Here is an 18,842-nt window from a genome sequence, read left to right on the forward strand (position 1 = left end):
GGGCACGCGTACCGGTATCGCGGGTACCCGCCGGGGGAACTCCCCGGGTTTCTGGGGGCGCCGTTCGCCCGGGGGGGGGGGGGGGGCGGGCGGGGGGCCGGGCCCCCCCCCCCCCGCGCCCCGGTGACCTGGCTGTCCCGGTCTCCTGGCTGCCCCTCTCCTGGCTCTCCCCGGCCCGGGCGGCGGTACGGTCCTGCCGACGTGCGGTCAGAGGTCGGCCGGGCGGGGGAGGGCGCCGCGGGCGCCGAGCGCGGTGACGGCGAAGGCCCCGGCGGCGACGGCGGTGGCGGCCGCGTCGGGCAGGTCGGCCAGCCGGGCGAGACCGGCGGCGAGCGCGCCGCAGAAGACGTCGCCGGCTCCGGTGGTGTCGACCACCCGGACGGTGGGTGCGGGCAGCCGGGTGAGTGCTCCGCCGACGGCGACCAGGGCGCCCTCGCCGCCGAGGGTGACCACCGCCCCTTCGCCCTGCCGGGCCAGCGCACGGGCCGCCGCCTCGGCGTCCGCGGCGCCGGTGAGCTGCCGGGCCTCGACGGCGTTGGCGACCACCAGCGGGCGGCGTCCGGTGGGCCCGGGGTCGGGCAGCGCACCGGCCGGGGCGGTGTTGTGCAGCCAACGGGTGCCGCCGCGCGGGCCCGCGGCGGGCAGGGCCGCGGCGACGGCGCGGACGCACGCCGCGGGGACCTCGTTGCTGGTGAGGACGACGTCGACCGGGAGCAGGTGGAGCCGGGCCAGGGCCGCGCCGACCTCGTCCGGGGTCAGGTGGGCGTTCGCGCCGGGCACGACCACGATGCTGTTCTCCCCGGCGGGGTCGACCAGCACGATCGCCTGGCCGGTGGGCGCGTCGGGGTGGGTGTGGACGGCGCCCGTCTCCACGTTCGCGCCGCGCAGGTCGGCGAGCGCCGCCTCGCCCTCGGCGTCGCGCCCGACCTTGGCCACCAGGTGGGTGGCGGCCCCCATCCGGGCCGCGGCCACCGCCTGGTTGGCGCCCTTGCCGCCGAAGCCCCGGGTGGCGTCGGTGGCCAGGACGGTCTCGCCGGGCGCGGGGAGCACGGGGCAGCGCAGGATCCGGTCGGTGTTGACCGAGCCGATGACGACGACCCGGCCGGCGGGGAGCAGCTTCATCGTTCCTCTGTACGCGGCGGGGTGCGGCCCGCGCAAGCGGTGCGCGTGAAGGCGCCGGGCGGGGCGGGCACAGGGCGGTGAGGGTGCCGGGCGGGGGAGTGGGAGGGCGCAGGGACGGCGCGAGCGGCGTACGGTCGGGGCGCGCACCGGAAGTCGGCCGGTCCGACTTCCGGTGCGAACAGTGTGGCGGCGGGGTGCGGCTTTGATGGCGGCCGGTCCGCATTTATCCGTACCGGGCCCGTGGCCTGGGCACATGCCGCTGTCAAGGGGCGGGCCGGGGCGCGCGGGCGGGCGCGGCGAGCAGTTTTGGGGAGCGGCGTAGCGCGGGTACCACCACGGGTGGCGCTGGTTCGGCCGACGGGGGCGCTGCCCGGTGCGAACGGCATCGGGGCAAGTCGAGGGCAGGGGACGTTGTGATCGTCTGGGTCAATGGCACATTCGGGGCGGGCAAGACGAGCGCCTGCCGCGAGCTGGTGGAACTGCTGCCCGGGAGCGTGCTCTTCGATCCCGAGCTGGTCGGCTTCGGACTGCGCCGGATGCTTCCGGCCGACCGGCTGGCCACGGTGTCCGACTTCCAGGACCTCGCGGCCTGGCGTCGGCTGGTGCCCGAGACGGCAGCCGCGCTGCTCGGCGAGGTGGGCGGGCCGCTGGTGGTGCCGATGACCCTGCTCAGAGAGGACTACCGGGACGAGATCTTCGGTGATCTCGCCGCGCACGGGATCACGGTGCACCACTTCGTCCTGGATCCAGAAGAAACGATCCTGCGAAACCGCATAGCCCAGCGCGAGGAATGCCCGGGCGACCCGGAGCGCAGCGAGCGGGTCCGCACCTGGTGCCTGGAGCACCTGCCGCACTACCGGGCGGCCCGCCGCTGGCTGGTCGGCGACGCCCGGATGATCGACAGCGGCGCGCTCACCCCGCGCGAGACCGCGCACCGGATCGCCGAACTCGTCCGGGTCGGCGCCGCGCGCTGCCCGATCGTCCAGGCCCCCGAGCCGACCGGCGACACCGTGGCCTCGGCCGTGCTGTTCTTCGACGAGCAGGACCGGGTGCTGCTCGTCGACCCGGTCTACAAGCCCGACTGGGACTTCCCCGGCGGCGTGGTCGAACGCGGCGAGGCCCCCACCGACGCCGCCCTGCGCGAGACCGCCGAGGAGCTCGGCCTGCGGCTGGACCCCTCGGTGCTGCGGCTGCTCGCCGTCGACTGGGAACCGCGCACCGGACCGCGCCGCGGCGGCCTGCGGCTGATGTACGACGGCGGCCTGCTGGACGACGCGGGCCGGCAGAACCTGCTGCTGCAACAGGAGGAGCTGCGCGGCTGCCGGTTCGTCACCCTGGACGAGTCGGCCGAGCTGCTGCCGCCGAGCCGCTACCGGCGCCTGGCCGCCGCGCTGGACGCCCGGCGCAGCGGGGAGCTGCGCTACCTGGAGGCGGGGTGCCGGGTGGCGCTCGGCCGCCTGGCCAGCACGGCGGACGCCGCATAGGACCGGGGGAGGGCGGGCCCGGGTGCCGGTCGGCGGCGCGGCCCCGGTTGGTGGCGGGGCCGGTGCGGGGGTCAGGATGGGGGCATGCCGTTCACCTTGAGCCATCCCGCCGCCGTCCTGCCCCTGCTGCGTCACGCCGGGGAGCGCGGGCCGCTGGTGGCCTCGGCGCTGGTGGCCGGGTCGATGGCGCCCGACGTGCCGTTCTTCGCCGAGTCGCTGCTGCCCGGGGTGTACGGGCACGGCGGGCTGACCCACGCCTGGTGGGCGGTGCCGACGCTGGACGTGGCGATCGCCGGCGTGCTGGTGGCGGGGTGGCACGGGCTGCTGCGGGCGCCGCTGGTGGGCCTGCTGCCCGAACGGTGGGCGGGCGGCGCCGAGGCGTTGACGGTCCGCCGGGCCGCGGCGGCCGGTGCGGGCGGTACCGGCGGCTGCGGCGGTGCCGGGGGCCTGGGCGCGGACGCGGCCTGGTTCGTGGTCTCGGCGGCGGTCGGCGCGGCCACCCACGTCGGCTGGGACGCGTTCACCCACGGCGGCCGGCTGGGCGTGCGGCTGCTGCCCGTACTGGACCGGACGGTGGCCGGGGTCCCGGTCTACGAGGTGCTGCAGTACGGGAGTTCGGCGCTCGCGCTGGCCGCGCTGGGCGGCTGGGCGGCGCGCGCGGTGCGGGCCGTCGAACCGGTGCGCCCGGCCGTGCGGCTCGCGCCGCGGACCCGGCGGACGGCCACCGCGGTGCTGGCCGCGGCGACCGTGGCCGGGGTGCTGCACCGGATCGGCCCGCTGCGCCGCAACCTCGTCCCGGAGGTGTGCTTCGGGGCCGGGGCCGGGCTCGCGGTGGGTGCGGTCGGCTACGCGGCGGTGGTCGCGGCCGCCCGCCGCTGGCGTGGCGGGCGGCCCGGGACCGGTGCGAACTCCCGTCAGACGGTGCGCAGTTCCGCGTAGCGGCGGAGGAAGAGGGCCTCGGTGAGGGCCATCCGCTCCAGCTCCTGCGGGTCGACGCTCTCGTTGACGGCGTGGATCTGGGTGGTCGGGTCCTCGACGCCGACCAGCACGATCTCGGCCTGCGGGTAGAGCGAGCGCAGGGTGTTGCAGAGCGGGATCGAGCCGCCCTCGCCGGCCGCGACCATCGCGGTGCCGAAGGCCTCGGCCATCGCCTCGCCCATCGCCTCGTAGGCCGGGCCGGTGGTGTCGGCGCGGAACGGCGCGCCGTTGCCGTGGCGCTGGAGGGTCAGCCGGGCGCCGAGCGGGACCTGCGCCTCCAGGTGGGCCACCAGGGCGTCCTGGGCGGCCCCGGTGTCCGTGCCCGGCGGGACGCGCAGGGAGATCAGCGCCTTGGCGGCGGCCTGCACCGAGGAGGTGGCGCCGATCACCGGCGGGGCGTCGATGCCCAGGACGGTGACGGACGGGCGGGCCCACAGGCGGTCGGAGATGCTGCCGGTGCCGGTCAGGGCGACGCCGTCGAGCACCTTGGCGTCGGCGCGGAACTGCTCCTCCGGGTACTGCACGCCCTCCCAGGTCTGGTCGGCGGCCAGCCCGGCGACCGCGACGTCGCCGTTCTCGTCGTGCAGCGAGGCGAGCACCTTGATCAGCGACTGCAGCGCGTCGGGGGCGGCGCCGCCGAAGGCACCGGAGTGCAGGTTGCCGGCCAGGGTGGTGACCGAGGCCTCGACCACCGTCATGCCGCGCAGCGAGGCGGTCACGGTCGGCAGGCCGGCGGCGAAGTTGCCGGTGTCGCCGATCACGATGGCGTCGGCGGTCAGCAGCTCGGGGTGGGCCTCGGCGTAGCGCTCCAGGCCGCCGGTGCCCTGCTCCTCCGAGCCCTCCACGATGATCTTCAGACCGACCGGGTAGTCGTCGCCGTACACCTGGCGCAGCGCCCGCAGGGCGGTCAGGTGCATCAGGATGTTGCCCTTGCAGTCGGCGGCGCCGCGCCCGTACCAGCGGCCGTCGCGCTCGGTCAGCTCGAAGGCCGGGCTGTCCCAGCCGCTCTCGTCGAGCGGGGGCTGCACGTCGTAGTGCGAGTAGAGCAGGACGGTCGGGGCGCCCTCGGGGCCGGGCAGCTCGCCGTAGACGGACTGGGTGCCGTCCGGGGTGTCCAGCAGCCGGATGCCGGTCAGGCCCTCGGCGGCGAAGGCCTCGGCGACCCAGTGCGCGGCCTTCTGGCACTCCTCGACCGGGAACTGGCGCGGGTCGGCGACCGACTGGAAGGCGACCAGCTCGGCGAGGTCGGTGCGGGCACGGTCCATCAGGGACCGGACGGCGTCGGCCAGGGGCTGTGACATCGGGGCTCCGAAGGGGACGGGTCCGCCCGGGGGGTGGTGCGGGCGGAGGGGGTCGGTTGGGGTACCGCCGATCATAGGCGGAGCCGTCCGGGGGGCTTCGGGGAGCTTCCCCGCCGGGGGGTGGTGCGGCGTCCGGAAGGCCGGGCGGACGCATAGGATTGGTCGACGTGACTGACTCCGGAAGCCCTGATTCCCGTAGCCCGATCGACAGCCCGATCGACAGCCCGCCGGACGGCTCGTCGGACGAGGCGCTCGGCGTTCCGCTCGACGAGGCGCTCGACGAGGCGCCGCAGCCGCCCGACGGCGTCTGGGACGTCGTGGTGGTCGGCGCCGGACCGGCCGGGGCCTCGGCGGCGCACGCCGCCGCCGCGCAGGGCCGCCGGGTGCTGCTGCTCGACAAGGCCGAGCACCCCCGCTACAAGACCTGCGGTGGCGGCATCATCGGCCCGTCCCGGGACAGCCTGCCGCCGAACTTCGAACTGCCGCTGCAGGACCGGGTGTCGGCCGTCACCTTCGCCTACGACGGGCAGTACACCCGGACCCGGCGGTCCAAGCGGATGCTGTTCGGGCTGGTCAACCGGGACGAGTTCGACCTGCGGCTGGTCCAGTCCGCCAAGCAGGCCGGGGCGGTGCTGGTCACCGGAGTGACCGTCACCGGGGTCGAGCAGCGCGGCGGCGAGCACCGCACGGCCGTGGTCACGGCCGCCGACGGGCGCACCTTCGAGGCCCGGGCGGTGGTCGGCGCGGACGGCAGCGCCAGCCGGATCGCCCGGCACGTGGGCGTCACCTTCGACCAGATCGACCTCGGCCTGGAGGCCGAGATCCCCGTCCCGCCGCAGGTGGCCGCCGACTGGTCGGGCCGGATCCACCTCGACTGGGGCCCGCTGCCCGGCAGTTACGGCTGGGTGTTCCCGAAGACCGAGACCAGCAGCCTGACCGTGGGCGTCATCTCGGCGCGCGGCGACGGCGAGCGGACCAAGCAGTACCTCGCCGACTACATCCGGCGCCTGGGCCTGTCCGGCTTCCCCCCGCGGATCGAGTCCGGGCACCTGACCCGCTGCCGGGCCGAGGACTCGCCGCTCTCCCGCGGCCGGGTCCTGGTGGCCGGGGACGCGGCCGGACTGCTGGAGCCCTGGACCCGCGAGGGCATCTCGTACGCGCTGCGCTCCGGCCGGCTGGCCGGGGAGTGGGCGGTGCGGATCGCGGAGGCGGGCGACGCGGGCACGGTGCGGCGCGAGGCGCTGAACTACGCGTTCGCGATCAAGGCCGGGCTGGGGGTGGAGATGCGCGCGGGCAAGCAGCTGCTGAGCGCCTTCGAGCGGCGGCCGTACCTGTTCCATACGGCGGTCACCACGGTGCCGGCGGCGTGGCGGGCGTTCGCCCGGACCACCCAGGGGCACACCACCTTCGCGCAGCTGCTGCGGCAGAACCGGGCGGCGCGCAAGTTGATGGCGATGGCCGCCCGGTAGCGGGATCCGGTCCGTGCGGTGGCGGTTGCTCGGGCCCGATCACCTGAGCCCGGCTATTTGAGCCCGGTGTCGAGGGCGGACATCAGGGTGCCCGACGGGGTGTCGCCGGACATCTCCCAGATCATGCCGCCGAGCAGGTTCTTCGATTTGAGGTAGGCCGTCTTCTGGGCGATCGACCAGGCGTCGTCGAAGCTCCACCACTGGCCGTTCGCGCCCGTGTAGCCGTACGTGGCCACGGACTTGGGATCGTGGTAGACGGTGAGGCCCGGCACGCCGGTGACCAGGTTCTGGTACCCGCGGGTGCCGGCCTCCTCGGCGAACTGGCCGGGCGCCGCGCCGTTCGCGGACTGCCAGACGCCGTGGGCGCCGCCGTCCGCCACGCCCTGCCAGCCGCGCCCGTAGAACGGGAAGCCGATGGTCAGTTTGCGCGGGTTGACCCCGGCGGCGAGGTAGGTCTGGACGGCGCCGTCCACGCTGAAGTGGAAGGCGTAGGGGTCGTTCGGGTCGGGGTAGAGGTTGGAGGCCTGGCCGGTGCGGTTGGGCTCCCAGGAGTTGTCGCTGCCGGAGCCGTGGAAGTCGTAGCCCTGGACGTTGGCGATGTCGAGCGAGGTGAAGACCTTGCCGAGGTCCCAGCCGGCCGCGACCTTGGCCGGGTCGGCCGGGGTGAAGGCGGTGAGCAGCTTGTGCGGGCCGCCCAGCGCGTCGAGCTGCTTGCGGAACTCGGCGGCCAGCAGGGTCAGGTCGGCCTTGTCGTTCGCGCTCCAGTGGTTGCCCGGGTGGCCGTCGCCGGAGCCGGGCCACTCCCAGTCGAGGTCGATGCCGTCGAAGATCCCGGCGGCCACGCCGTCACCGCCGGCGCCGTTGTAGGCGGGCAGGTTGCCCTTGATCCAGGTGTCCACGCAGGACTTGACGAACTTCTGCCGGGACGCGTCGGTGGCGGCGACGTCGGAGAAGTACTTGGAGTACGTCCAGCCGCCGAGCGAGACGACCACCTTGAGGTTCGGGTACTTGGCCTTGAGCTTCTTCAACTGGTTGAAGTTGCCCCGGAGTTTGCCCCAGCCGTCGTCGGCCACGCCGTCCACCGACTGGTCGGCGCTCATCGGGCGGGCGTAGTCGGCGTCGGCGTCACCGGCGCCGGTGCCCTGGTCCGGGTCCTCGGGGTTGGCGGTGGTGCCCTTGGTGACGCCCGCGAGGCAGGTCAGGTTGACCGGATCGATGTTCTCGAAGGCGTAGTTGACGATGTCGAGCTTGGCCGCGCTGCCCGAGGTGTCGAGGTTCTTGACGAAGTACTGGCGGCCGTAGATGCCCCACTGGACGAAGTAGCCGACCCGGGCGTACTTGCCGGCGCCGACGATGTCCGCGGTGGTCACGGCGAGCGGCGCGGAGGCGGGTGAGGCGTTGTCGGCGGGGTCGCGGGCCTTCACCGTGAAGGTGTAGGCGGTGGACGGCGAGAGGCTGCCGACGGACGCGGTCAGCGTGCCGCTGTCGACCGTCGTCACCAGGGTGGCGCCCTGGTAGACGTCGTACGCGGCGACCCGGACGTTGTCGGTGGCGGCGTTCCAGGCGAGCGTCACGTCCGAGGAACCGACCGACGTGGCACGGAGGTTGGTGGGCGCGGTCGGCGGGACGGTGTCCGTGGACGGGTCGAAGGTGGCGGCGGTCACGGGCGCGCTGAGCGGGCCGGTGTTGCCGCGGCTGTCCTTGGCCCGGACGGTCAGGGTGTACGAGGTGGCCGGGGTGAGCCCGGTGACCAGGGCGTTGGCGGTCGGGCCGGAGGCGAGCACGGTGGCGCCGTTGAGCACGTCGTAGGAGGCGACCGGGAAGTCGCCGCCGGTGGCGGCCGGCCAGCTCAGGGCGAGGGTGTGCGCGGTCGACCCGGTGACGGTGGGGGTGCCCGGCGCGGAGGGCGGGACGTCGGCGGAGCCGTCGCACTTGTCGCCGTTGATGCGGCAGTTGAGCGGGGTGGAGACCGGGCCGGTGCCGACGAACCAGAAGCTGTACGGCTCGGTGGTGCTGTGGGCGTTGACGGTCGCGTTGTAGTACGCGGCGGTGGCGGTGACGTGCCGGCCGTTGACGGTCGCGGTGCCGTTGCTGGTGTTGCCCATCGTGACGCCGGTGGGCAGGTCGAAGTCCAGGGTCCAGCCGGTGACGGCGGTGGCGTTGTCGTTGTGGACGATGTACGTGCCCTGCCACCAGGAGCCGTTGTCGGCGGTGGTGAAGGTGGCGGTGAGCTTGCCCGCCGCGATCGCGGGGGCGGCGAGCGCGGTCAGGACGGCGAGTGGGAGGAGCAGGACGGACAGCAGTGCCAGCAGTCTGCTGCGCATGCGGGGGCGTCCCGCCCGGGATCGAGCGGACATGGTTCTCCCTGTGGCTGTGGGGGTTGGACAGGGTGACGTAGAACCGGGGTGATCCGTGGGCGATCGGTGCCCGCGCCGTGGGGGGCGGGGCATGGGCACTGTAGGAGGACTGGACCAATGCGTCAACAGGTCTGTACCACTGGGGAGTTGAGTGGTCGCCGGGTCGCCGGGTGGCCGGGCGGCTGGGAGGCGGGCCGGCGGGGCGCTCACCGGCCGCCGGAGAGCTCGTCCCCGAGCGCGCTGCGCCGGTAGAGCACCGAACGGCCGTGCCGGGCCCGGCTGACCAGGCCGGTGGCGGCCAGGACGGACAGGTGCTGGCTGACCGCCCCCGGGGTGACGCCCAGGCGGTAGGCGAGCTCGGTGGTGGAGGCCGGCTCGGCGAGCAGGCCGAGCAGCCGGGCCTTCGGCGCGCCGACCAGGGCCTCCAGCGCGCGCGGCGGCACCGGCGGGCCCTGGCCGGCCATGGCGGCCTGGCCGCGCGCCGGGTAGCAGATCTGCGGGGCGCGAGTGCTGTCGATCATGGTGATCGCGCCCCGGACGAAGAAGGTCGGGCTGAGCACCAGCCCGCGCCCGTCCACGGCGGTCTCCACGTCCCCGTCCGTCCAGTGCCGGTTGATCGACAGCGCGCCGTCCGCCCACTCCAGGCGGTAGTCGAGGTCGGTGAACAGCGCCGCCGCGCCGTGCTGGGCCAGCACCCGGGCCCGGTACACCAGGTCGGCCTCCAGGACCGCGCGGGCCTGCGGCCACCAGGCGGGTGCGAGGCACGCCTCCCAGTACTCCTCCAGGGAGTCGCAGATCCGGTTCAACAGCCGGGCCGGATCCGCCAGTCCGGCGTCGAGCAGGGCGGGCAGCGGCTGCCCGTGCGGCAGGAAGGTCGGCTCCAGTTCGCCGCGCAGCTGCTCCGGCGGGAGGGCGCGGACGGCGGCGAGCTGGGTGCGGAACTCCGGTGCGGGGGAGGACGGTCGGGGGGTCAGGAAGTCGGGGACCCAGCGGTTCTCGGCGACCAGGGAGAGCAGCAGCCGGGAGTCCAGGCGCGCGAACGAGGGGCCGAGCCGATCGAAGGCCGGGCTCTGGAGCCGGTACCGGCCCGGGTGGGTCCACATCCGCAGGCTGAGCACGGCCTCCAGGATCGGCGAGTAGGCGAACCAGGTGCTGGCGAGGTCGGCCAGGCGGAGGGTGAAACGGTGCACCGGGGGCCTCCCGTCGGCTGCCGGTCGTCGAGCCTTTAGCCAGAGCCTAAAGGAGTGTCGGGTACGGCCCGCCCGACGGTGGAATCCTCGGCATGACCACCACACCGGCGGAGTCCTCCGCACCCCCCTTCGGCGTGCCCGCGCACCAGCCGAACGGCCGCCTGCCCGAGGCCCTCCGGCGCCGCCTCCACCCCGATCCGACGGTCCGTCGACTGGCCGGGATCACCCTGGTCAACACGGTGGGCAACGGCCTCTCGCTGGCCGTCGCGGTGCTGTTCTTCACCCGGGTGCTCGGACTGAGCGCGGCCCAGCTGGGGTTCGGGATGACGGCCGCCGGTCTGTGCGGGGTCGCCGCCAGCGTGCCGGCCGGCCGGGCCGCCGACCGCTGGGGCGCCCGGCGGGTCCTGGTGGTGCTGGTCTCGATCGAGGCCGTGGGCACGGCCGGGTACGCCCTGGTGCACGGCTACGCCGCGTTCGTGGCCCTGGCCTGCGCCGTCTCCGCGGTGGACCGCGGCGCGGCCGCGGTGCGGAACGCGCTGTACGCCCAGGTGCTGCCCGCCGACCGCCGGGTGGCCGGCCGGGCGTACCTGCGGGTGGTGACCAACATCGGCATCTGCCTGGGGACCGGCCTCGGCGCGATCGCGCTCCAGCTCGACACCCGGCCGGTCTACCTGGCGGCGATCCTGGCCGACGCCGTCTCGTACGTGGCCGTCGCGCTGCTGATGTACCGGCTGCCGGCGGAGGCGGGCGCGGGGCCGGGCGCCTCCGCGCCTGCCTCGGCCTCGGTTTCGGGCGGGCAGGGTGTCGGGCAGGGCGTCGGGCAGGGTCGGCGGCGCAACCCGGCGCTGCGCGACGGTCCGTTCCTGGCGGTGACCGCGCTGTGCTCCGTCCTCGGTCTGCAGTTCGCCGTCCTGGAGGTCGGCGTCCCGCTGTGGATCGTCCAGCAGACCGACGCGCCGCGGATCACCGTCGCCGGCGCCTTCATCGTCAACACCCTGATGGTGATCACCCTCCAGGTACGGGCCACCCGGGGCACCGAGGAGCGGACGGCCGCCGCCCGGGCCTGCCGGCGCGCCGGACTGGTGCTGGCCGCCTCCTGCCTGGTCATCGCCATGGCGCACGGCCTGCCCGGGATCCTCGCCGCCGCCGTGGCGCTGGTCGGGATCGGGTTGCAGTCGCTCGCCGAGGTGATGGGACAGGCGGGCGGCTGGGCGCTGAGCTACGACCTCGCGGGCGAGCACGAACACGGCGCCTACCAGGGGGTGTTCAACGCGGGCTCGGCGGCCGCGATGATGGCCGGACCGGCGGTGGTCAGCACCGCGGTGATCGGGTACGGGGTGGCCGGTTGGGCGGTGCTGGGCGTGGTGCTGCTGGCGGCGGGCCTGGCGATGGGGCCCGCCGTCCGGTGGGCCGGACGGCGGGAGGCGCGGCTGCGGGCGGCCTGAGGGGGCCGGTGCGAGGAGCGCTGGTGCGAGGGGGCGTACGGGCGTTACTCCGGGACGACCGCCGTCGCCTCGATCTCGATCAGCACGTCGGGCCGGAACAGCGCCGCGACCTGCATCGCGGAGGCCGCCGGGAGCGGCAGGTCGCCCAGGTACTCGTTCCGGGCGTCCCGGATCGCCGCGAGGTGGGCGATGTCGGTCATGAAGAAGGTGAACTTGACGACGTCCGAGAAGTCGGCGCCCGCGGCGGCCAGGCAGCGGCGCAGGTTCTCGAAGATCTGACGCGCCTGGGCCTTCGGGTCACCCGCGCCGACCAGGTCCCCGTGCTCGTCGAAGGCGACCTGCCCGGAGACCTGGACCAGTCGGCCGGTGCCGGTGACGACGTGGGTGTAGCCCTTCGCGGGGAAGACGCCCGGCGGCTGGGTGATGTGGGTGAGGTGCGTGGTGGTCATGGTGCCCGATCGTGCGTCACCGCACGCCGGGACCGCAAGCGGCCGCCCCCGATCAACCCGCCGGTCAGTGCACCACTTCGGGCAGCTCGCGCAGGAACGCCCGGTCGGTGGAGAGCAGTTGGGCAGCAGGGCCGGAGGAGCGCAGCACCACGTCCAGGACCTCGCCCGGGTCGGCGGCGTAACCCCCGCTGGCCCAGGCGGCGTTGGCCTCGACCACCGCCCAGCCCCGGTCCGTCCGTCCGACGTCCACCACCACCGCGCTCGGCAGCGGGGCGTGCGAGGCCGAGGCGGCCAGCACGTCGCGGGCGAAGGCCAGCACCTCGGGGCCGTCCGCCCCGAGCGGTGCGACGGCCAGGTCACCGTCCCGCGCGTAGCGCGAGCCCGTCCGCACCGCGCCGTCCAGGACGAACAGCCGGTACTCCGTGCGGAACCGCACGACCTCGCTCACCAGCACCGGGGTGTCCCCGTCCAGCAGCCCGGGCCCGGGCAGCGCGCCGCCGTCGGGGTAGACCCGGGCGGCGAACAGCTTGTCCGCGGGCGGCTTCACGAAGGCCGGGCCGCCCAGCGCACGGGCCTCGGCCAGCGTGGTCGCGCAGACCCGGCGGCCGGTCAGCGCGAGCGGCAGTCGGGCGAGCCAGTCCTCGGCGGGCTCCAGCAGGGCGAGGCCGAGCTCCCGGCCGACCGCGTCAGCGAACAGCGGCCCGCCGTACACGTGCACCGCGGCGCCGAGCAGTTCGCGCGGCGCCCGCCAGGAGACGGCGGTGCACGCGCGCAGGCCGCGCAGCCCGGCGGCGGTGCGCAGCTGGAGGCCGGTCTCGTTGATGCGCGGGGCGAGCAGCAGGACCGGGGGGTCGGTGGTCATGGGCCCATGCTGACGGGCGGACCGGGGCTGCCACCAGCGGTTTTCGACCCGGCGGCCGGAGGGTGACGGTCGGCTCGGGCCGAGGGGCGCCGGTCGGCTCTGGCCGAGGGGCGGGTGGGCGTGCCAGAGTCGTGCGGGCGCGGTCCGGGCACCCCGGGCCGCGCCCGCAGTCCGACCCACCCTCAGCCGGAAGGCAGGCCCACGCCGATGACCAGCGCAGAGCCCCTCGTCCGCGTCAGCACCGCGGACGCCGTCACCACGCTCACCCTCGACTCGCCGCACAACCGCAACGCGCTCTCCTCGCGCCTGATGTCCGAGCTGCACGCCGGACTGGCGGTGGCCGCGGCGAACCGGGACGTCCGCGCGGTGGTGCTCACCCACACCGGCAAGGTGTTCTGCGCGGGCGCGGACCTCTCCGAGGCGACCGGCGCGGACCCGACGGTGGGTCCGCGCGGCCTGGTCGAGCTGCAGAAGGCGATCGTGGACTGCACCAAGCCGGTCATCGCCGTGGTCGACGGGCACGCCCGGGCGGGCGGCCTCGGCCTGATCGGCGCGGCGGACCTCGCCGTCGCCGGACCGGCCGCGACCTTCGCCTTCACCGAGGTCCGGCTCGGCCTGGCGCCCGCCGTCATCTCGCTGCCGCTGCGCCCCAAGCTGGAGCCGCGCGCCGCCTCCCGCTACTACCTGACCGGCGAGGTCTTCGACGCCGCCGAGGCGGCCCGGATCGGTCTGATCACCCAGGCGGCCGAGTCCAGCGAGTCCACCGGGGTGCTGGTGAAGGGTCTGCTGGACGCGCTGCGCCAGGGCTCGCCGCAGGGGCTGGCGGAGTCCAAGCGGCTGGCCAACGCCGAGGTGGCGCGCTCCTTCGCGCGGGACGCGGACGAGCTGGTGCAGCTGTCGGCGCGGCTGTTCGGGTCGGCGGAGGCGCAGGAGGGGATGCGGTCGTTCCTGGAGAAGCGGCCGGCGGCCTGGGTGCGCTGAGCTCCCTGGCTGGGCCGGGCCTGGCCTGGGCGGATCGAGCCGGGCCGGGCCTGGCCTGATCGCGGCCCGGCCCGGCCCGACCGGGGTCAGATCGCCGCGGCGGTCCGCCAGTGGTCGAACAGGTCCTGGTCGCCGCTGAGCTCGACCCGCCCGGCCCGCTCGACGGTCAGCCGGTTCCAGAGCAGCGGGTAGAGCTCGGCCGCCGGACCGCTGACCGTCAGGTCGGCGGGCTCGGGGCGCTCCTCCGTGGTGACGGCGAGCGGCTCCGGGGAGAGCGTCAGGTGCCAGGAGCCCGCCCCGTCGGTCGGCCGGATCCGGATGGTGCGCAGGTCCTCGCTGTGCACCGTCGGCCGACCGCGGAGCAGGAAGCCGCGCAGCAGTTCGTCGATGCCGTCCAGGGCGAGCGCGCCGTCGACGCCCGGGCCCGGCGAGCCGGCCGCCGCGTCGGCGTCGAAGCGGTGGACGGCGGTCTCGTGCGCCTGGCGCCGGGCCCAGAAGGCCAGCGGGCTGGGCGCGGGCAGGAAGGTCCAGCACTCGACGTCGGCGGGGGCCTCGGACAGCACGGTCAGCAGGGCGGCGTGGCCCTCGCGGTACCAGTCGAGCAGTGCGGCGTCGGAAGGGATCGGGCCGACCACGGCCTGCCGGTCCGCGTCGTCCGGCGGGGCGCTCAGGCCCTTCGCAGGGAAGGCGGCAGCCCAGCGGTGGACCTGGCCGATGTGGCGCAGCAGGTCGCTCAACCGCCAGTCCGGGCAGGTCGGGACGGGGGCGGTGAGGTCGGTGCGGGCGGCGGCGTCGGCCAGCAGCGCGCCCTCGCGGCGAACTGCTTCGATGTGCTCGGAGATCTCCATGGGACGGAGTCTTCCACTGCCGACGGACATCGGTGGCGGATTTCGGACGGCCGCGGGGGACGGTCCGGGAGTGGCCCGGGGGCGGGTCCGAAGGCGAGTCCGGGGGTGGTGCGGAAGGGGGGCGGTGGGGCCGGTGTGATGTCGGCCTCCCGGTCACCGGACGGACGCTACGGGCCGGTAACGTGAGCGCATGCCGATAACCCGTTCCCTCCTCTCCGCCGTCCGGGACGGCGGCCGCCGGGCCGCCGGGCGCCTCGTCCACCGGGGCTGGCGCTGGGTGCAGCGGACCGGCGCGGTCAGCAACCGGAACCCCGGTCCGTACCGGTTCGGCGAGCTGGGCGACGGCACCACCCTCGCCTTCCCGCTCGGGGCGGTGTTCAACGAACGGTGGATCACCATCGGGCCGTTCTCGATCATCGGCGAGCGGGTCACCATCAGCGCGGGCTTCCTGCCCGGGCTCGACCTCGGGCCGGAGCCGATCGTACGGATCGGCGGCGGCTGCGTGATCGGGCGGGACAGCCACATCGTCGGCCACCAGTCGATCGTGATCGGCGACGACGTCTGGACCGGCCCCGGGGTGTACGTCAGCGACCAGGCGCACGAGTACCGGGACACCGAGCTGCCGATCGGCAAGCAGTGGCCGCGCAACGAGCCGGTGGAGATCGGCACCGGCAGCTGGATCGGCACCGGCGCGGTGATCATGCCGGGGGCGCGGATCGGCCGCAACGTGGTGGTCGCGGCCGGTGCGGTGGTGCGCGGCGAGGTGCCCGACCACAGCGTGGTCGCCGGGGCCCCGGCCAAGGTGGTCCGGCGCTGGACCGAGGAGGAGGGGTGGCAGCCGCCGCTGCGGCACGAACCGCCCCGGCCACTGCCGGACGGGGTGACGGCGGAGCAGCTGCGGGCCCTGGTGGGGTGGGACCTGCGGCTGCCGGGGGAGCAGGACTGAGGGCGTTCTGTCGACCCCGAGTTGCTGACCCCGGGGTGTTGGCCCGGGGGTGTTGGCCCGGGGGTGTTGAGTTCGGGACGGCACCCGCGCCGCGGTCGGCGCGGGTGCCGTCGTTTCACGACCAGTGGGCCGGGGCCGACCGCTCGGCCGTACGGGCCGCGATCGCGGCGGTGATCCGTAGGACGTCGGCCGGGCGCGCCGGATCCAGCCCGGTGAGCACGGCGATCCGGCGCAGCCGGTAGTCGACCGTGTTGGGGTGCAGGTGCAGGGCGCTCGCGGTCTGTCGGCGGTTGAGGCCGCCGGCCAGGTGGATGCGCAGGGTGGTGAGCAACTCCCCGCCGTCGGCGAGGGGTTCGAGCAGGGCGGCGAGCCGGGCGCGGGCCTGGCTGGGCCGGGTGAGCTGGTACTCCAGCAGCACGTCGTCCAGCCGGTGCAGCCCGGGCGGTCGGCCGAACGCCCGGGCGACGTCCAGGACTTCATAGGCGAGGGCGGCGGCGCCGGGCACCTCCGCCGGCACCGCGGCGGCTGCTCCGGCCAGCACGGGCACCCCGGCGGCTCGGGCCGAGGCGGCGAGGGTGGCGCCGAGCCGGGGCCAGTCGGCCCCGTCCTCGGAGCCGTCGGCGGGCCCGTTGTCGGAGCCGTCGGCGGGTCCGTCGGCCCGGTTCGGCGGGGCCGGCAGCGGGAGGAGCAGCAGTCCGCCCGAGGGGGTGAGTGTGGAGAGCGCCGACTGCCGTGTGCGGTGGTCGAGTTCGGCGACGAAGCGGCGCAGCTTGCGGCGGGCGGCGATGGCCGGGTCGATGCCGGGGGAGTGTTCGTCCGGGTGGTCGGCGAGGGACAGGCAGAGCACGGCGTAGCCGGCCGGCAGTTCGGTGCCGGCCCGGGCGGCCACCTCCTCGGCGGGGGTGCCGGCGAGCAGTGCGGTCAGGAGGGACTGCCGGGCGGTGGAGCTCCGGTCGCCGGCCGACTGCTGCCCGTCCAGGTAGCCGGCGCCGGCGGCGGTGGTGGCCCGGCGGAGCTGGTCGAGCAGCAGACGGTTGAGCAGCACCAGGTCGGCGGCGTCCCCGGCGTGGGCGTCCCGGGTGAGGAACTCCCAGCAGACCTCCAGTCCGAGGTGGTGGGCGAGCAGGACGGCGTCCAGCGGCAGGCCCTCCTCGGCGCGGCGCGCTGCGGCCTCCCGTACGGCGGTGAACTCCTCGGCGGGGGCGGGGAGTCCGGTGCGGACGGCGTGGGCCAGGCCGCGGATGCGGCGCTCGGTGTCCCGGGTGAGTTCGCCGGTGAGCTGCTCGCGCGGGAGGCGGTGGTAGACCGGCACCCGTTCCAGCAGGGCGGCGACCACGACGGCGGCCAACTCGCGGGCGCCGCCGAGGAGTCTCTGGTCGGCCGGGAGCCCGCCGATCACCGGGATGCGCCACGGCGAGGGGTGGTCGGCGGCGCCGGTGGCCGGGTCGGCGGCGCCGGTGGCCGGGTTGGTGGCCGGGCCGGCGGAGGCGTCGGCGGGCCGGTGCGCGGGGAGTTCGGCGGAGCGGCTGGTGGGGCTGCAGTGGGGCGCGTTGTGACCGGTCACAGAGAACACCGTCCAGGTCTGGGGGACGCCCAAGGGCCGGGCCGGAGGGGTGACCGCATCATTGAGCCACTCGGGTTACCTGTTGGTAACAAACTTCCGCTGTGGAGGCAACAGTTGAGAACCCCACTTCTCCGCTTCTCCGCAACTCCGCTGCGCCGTCGGTTCGGCGGAGCCTTCGGTGCGGCCGTCCTGGCGGGCGCGCTGCTGGTCGCCGCCGCGGCCCCCGCCGCGGCCGCCCCGGCCGTCGCCACCCCGGCCGCTGCCGCGGCTGCTGCTGCGGCCGCGCTCCCGCCCGACGGTGACTCGGTGGCCTCGCCGCCCGGCGCCAACGACTGGAGCTGCCGGCCGTCCGCCGCCCACCCCGACCCGGTGGTGCTGGTGCACGGCACCTTCGCCAACCGCTACGAGAACTGGCTGGCGCTCTCCCCGCTGCTCAAGGGCCTCGGGTACTGCGTCTTCGCCCTCGACTACGGCACCGTTCCGGGCGTCACCTCCACCGGCAGCGGTCTGCTGCTGCCGATCGGCGGCCTCGGTCCGGTGCCCGCCTCGGCGGCCCAACTCGCCCACTTCGTCGACCTGGTGAGGTCCGCGACCGGTGCGGCCAAGGTCGACATCGTCGGCCACTCCCAGGGCGGCATGCTGCCGAACTACTACCTCAAGTTCCTCGGCGGAGCCTCCAAGGTGGACAGGCTGATCGGCCTGGCACCGTCCAACCACGGCACGACCCTCGACGGGATCACCAAGCTGGCGCCGTACTTCCCCGGCGTCGCCGACCTGATCTACACCGTCTGCCAGGCCTGCCGCGACCAGGCGGTGGGCTCCGCCTTCAACGCCACCATGGCCTCCCGGCCGGACACCGTGCCGGGCGTGCACTACACGGTGATCTCGACCGTGTACGACGAGGTCGTCACCCCGTGGCGGACCCAGTTCCTGAACGGGCCGGACGTGGACAACCAGGTGCTCCAGGACCACTGCCCCGTCACGCTCGCCGAGCACGTCGCCATCGCGTTCTCGCCGACGGCGCTGCACCTGGTGACCAACGCGCTGGACCCGGCGCACGCCACGCCGGTCTTCTGCGGCTGACGCGGCCGGTGCCGCCGCTGCCCGTGCCCCCGGTTCCGGCGGGGGTACGGGCAGCGGGCTGCTCGGTCGGTGGTGCCCAGCCCGTGGTGCCCAGCCGGTGGTGCTCAGTCCGTGGTGCGGAGCGCGGCGGTGCGGAAGGTGATCGCGGCGGTGACGCCGTCGGGCCGCAGCTCGTGGGTGCCCGGTGCGTCGAGGGCCGGTGTGTCGAGGACCGCGGCGTCGTAGCGGCCGAGTTCGGTGCCGCCGTCGACGACGGCCGTACCGGCCAGGCAGACCAGCAGGACGGTCGACCCCTCCGGGACGGCGACGCTGCCGGGCCCGGTCCGGAGCTCCACGACGGCGTCGGTCCGGCCGCGGCGGGTCATCACGTTGAAGTCCACCACCGGGCCGCCGAGCAGTCGGCAGTCGGTGGCGGCGTCGCCCGGGAAGGCGAACGGGCGGAACGGGGCGTCGACCAGCTGCTCGACGCCGTCCACGGTGAGCGCCATGCCGGCGCCCTCGACCAGGGTGATCACCCGGTCGATCCCGGGGAACGGCGAGAACGGGCCGGCCGAGGCGACATCGGCGAGGCTCACCCGCCAGTCGAAGTCGGCCATCCCGGCCCCGGCGGGGGACCCGGCGACCTCCCGGGTCACCCCGCCCCCGTTGAGCCACGGGGTGGCCGGGCGCTCGCTCGCCCGCAGTACCTGGATGCGTCCGGTGGTGGTCATGGGTCCGCATCCTGCCACTGTCGGGGCGGGTCCGTCAGCGCCGCCCGGCCGTC

At 75.3% G+C, this 18,842-nt stretch carries 16 protein-coding genes; 7 read left to right on the top strand and 9 right to left on the bottom strand.

Annotated elements, in window-relative coordinates; all coding sequences use genetic code 11:
• Positions 1–207: 207 nt before the first annotated feature.
• Positions 208–1,122, bottom strand: a complete 915-nt coding sequence (locus tag ACFV8H_RS23955; protein WP_380403377.1) for a PfkB family carbohydrate kinase — start codon at positions 1,120–1,122, stop codon at positions 208–210.
• A 413-nt stretch (positions 1,123–1,535) separates the two neighbouring features.
• Between ACFV8H_RS23955 and ACFV8H_RS23960 the strand changes: the two genes are divergently transcribed.
• Both ACFV8H_RS23960 and ACFV8H_RS23965 read left to right on the top strand, forming a co-directional pair.
• Positions 1,536–2,606, top strand: coding sequence for an NUDIX domain-containing protein (locus ACFV8H_RS23960; RefSeq protein WP_375892402.1), 1,071 nt, complete (start codon positions 1,536–1,538; stop codon positions 2,604–2,606).
• Positions 2,607–2,690: 84 nt separating this feature from the next.
• On the top strand, positions 2,691–3,545 hold the full coding sequence (locus tag ACFV8H_RS23965) for a DUF4184 family protein (RefSeq protein WP_380403380.1): 855 nt from the start codon (positions 2,691–2,693) through the stop codon (positions 3,543–3,545).
• Here the strand turns inward: ACFV8H_RS23965 and ACFV8H_RS23970 are convergent.
• Positions 3,521–4,885 carry a dipeptidase gene (locus tag ACFV8H_RS23970; protein ID WP_380403383.1) on the bottom strand — a complete coding sequence of 455 codons (1,365 nt, stop codon included), beginning with the start codon at positions 4,883–4,885 and terminating at the stop codon, positions 3,521–3,523. The genes ACFV8H_RS23965 and ACFV8H_RS23970 overlap by 25 nt on opposite strands.
• Positions 4,886–5,202: 317 nt before the next feature.
• On the opposite strand from ACFV8H_RS23970, the gene ACFV8H_RS23975 reads away from it, so the two are divergent.
• Positions 5,203–6,354, top strand: a complete 1,152-nt coding sequence (locus ACFV8H_RS23975; RefSeq protein WP_380403516.1) for a geranylgeranyl reductase family protein — start codon at positions 5,203–5,205, stop codon at positions 6,352–6,354.
• A gap of 53 nt (positions 6,355–6,407) precedes the next feature.
• On the opposite strand, the gene ACFV8H_RS23980 is transcribed toward ACFV8H_RS23975, so the two are convergent.
• Both ACFV8H_RS23980 and ACFV8H_RS23985 read right to left on the bottom strand, forming a co-directional pair.
• The gene (locus ACFV8H_RS23980; protein ID WP_380403386.1) at positions 6,408–8,678 is read right to left on the bottom strand and encodes a glycosyl hydrolase family 18 protein; all 2,271 of its coding nucleotides are present in this window, start codon (positions 8,676–8,678) and stop codon (positions 6,408–6,410) included.
• A gap of 239 nt (positions 8,679–8,917) precedes the next feature.
• Entirely contained in the window at positions 8,918–9,901 is a 984-nt protein-coding gene (locus tag ACFV8H_RS23985; protein ID WP_380403389.1) for an ArsR/SmtB family transcription factor, read from the bottom strand.
• 92 nt (positions 9,902–9,993) lie between these two features.
• Here ACFV8H_RS23985 and ACFV8H_RS23990 point away from each other — a divergent pair, with 92 nt between their 5' ends.
• On the top strand, positions 9,994–11,346 hold the full coding sequence (locus tag ACFV8H_RS23990; RefSeq protein ID WP_380403392.1) for an MFS transporter: 1,353 nt from the start codon (positions 9,994–9,996) through the stop codon (positions 11,344–11,346).
• Positions 11,347–11,390: 44 nt separating this feature from the next.
• Here ACFV8H_RS23990 and ACFV8H_RS23995 read toward each other — a convergent pair whose 3' ends face one another.
• Both ACFV8H_RS23995 and ACFV8H_RS24000 read right to left on the bottom strand, forming a co-directional pair.
• Positions 11,391–11,795: a RidA family protein gene (locus ACFV8H_RS23995; protein ID WP_375892389.1), complete on the bottom strand. Its 405-nt coding sequence runs from the start codon at positions 11,793–11,795 to the stop codon at positions 11,391–11,393.
• A gap of 64 nt (positions 11,796–11,859) precedes the next feature.
• A complete protein-coding gene (locus ACFV8H_RS24000) occupies positions 11,860–12,657 on the bottom strand; it encodes an ATP-grasp domain-containing protein (protein ID WP_380403395.1) in 798 nt (265 codons plus the stop codon).
• A 207-nt stretch (positions 12,658–12,864) separates the two neighbouring features.
• Between ACFV8H_RS24000 and ACFV8H_RS24005 the strand changes: the two genes are divergently transcribed.
• Positions 12,865–13,638, top strand: coding sequence for an enoyl-CoA hydratase family protein (locus ACFV8H_RS24005; protein ID WP_375892385.1), 774 nt, complete (start codon positions 12,865–12,867; stop codon positions 13,636–13,638).
• 86 nt (positions 13,639–13,724) lie between these two features.
• On the opposite strand, the gene ACFV8H_RS24010 is transcribed toward ACFV8H_RS24005, so the two are convergent.
• The gene (locus ACFV8H_RS24010; RefSeq protein WP_380403398.1) at positions 13,725–14,486 is read right to left on the bottom strand and encodes a maleylpyruvate isomerase family mycothiol-dependent enzyme; all 762 of its coding nucleotides are present in this window, start codon (positions 14,484–14,486) and stop codon (positions 13,725–13,727) included.
• Between the two features lie 190 nt (positions 14,487–14,676).
• Here ACFV8H_RS24010 and ACFV8H_RS24015 point away from each other — a divergent pair, with 190 nt between their 5' ends.
• Positions 14,677–15,432, top strand: a complete 756-nt coding sequence (locus tag ACFV8H_RS24015) for an acyltransferase (RefSeq protein ID WP_380403401.1) — start codon at positions 14,677–14,679, stop codon at positions 15,430–15,432.
• A gap of 115 nt (positions 15,433–15,547) precedes the next feature.
• On the opposite strand, the gene ACFV8H_RS24020 is transcribed toward ACFV8H_RS24015, so the two are convergent.
• The gene (locus tag ACFV8H_RS24020) at positions 15,548–16,996 is read right to left on the bottom strand and encodes a PucR family transcriptional regulator (RefSeq protein WP_380403403.1); all 1,449 of its coding nucleotides are present in this window, start codon (positions 16,994–16,996) and stop codon (positions 15,548–15,550) included.
• A gap of 189 nt (positions 16,997–17,185) precedes the next feature.
• On the opposite strand from ACFV8H_RS24020, the gene ACFV8H_RS24025 reads away from it, so the two are divergent.
• Positions 17,186–18,079 (top strand): esterase/lipase family protein, encoded by an 894-nt coding sequence (locus tag ACFV8H_RS24025; RefSeq protein WP_380403519.1) that lies wholly within the window; start codon positions 17,186–17,188, stop codon positions 18,077–18,079.
• 104 nt (positions 18,080–18,183) lie between these two features.
• Here ACFV8H_RS24025 and ACFV8H_RS24030 read toward each other — a convergent pair whose 3' ends face one another.
• Positions 18,184–18,789: a HutD family protein gene (locus ACFV8H_RS24030; protein WP_380403406.1), complete on the bottom strand. Its 606-nt coding sequence runs from the start codon at positions 18,787–18,789 to the stop codon at positions 18,184–18,186.
• Between the last annotated feature and the right edge of the window lie 53 nt (positions 18,790–18,842).

The organism is Kitasatospora sp. NPDC059827, assembly GCF_042731675.1.
Classification (GTDB): Bacteria; Actinomycetota; Actinomycetes; order Streptomycetales; family Streptomycetaceae; genus Kitasatospora.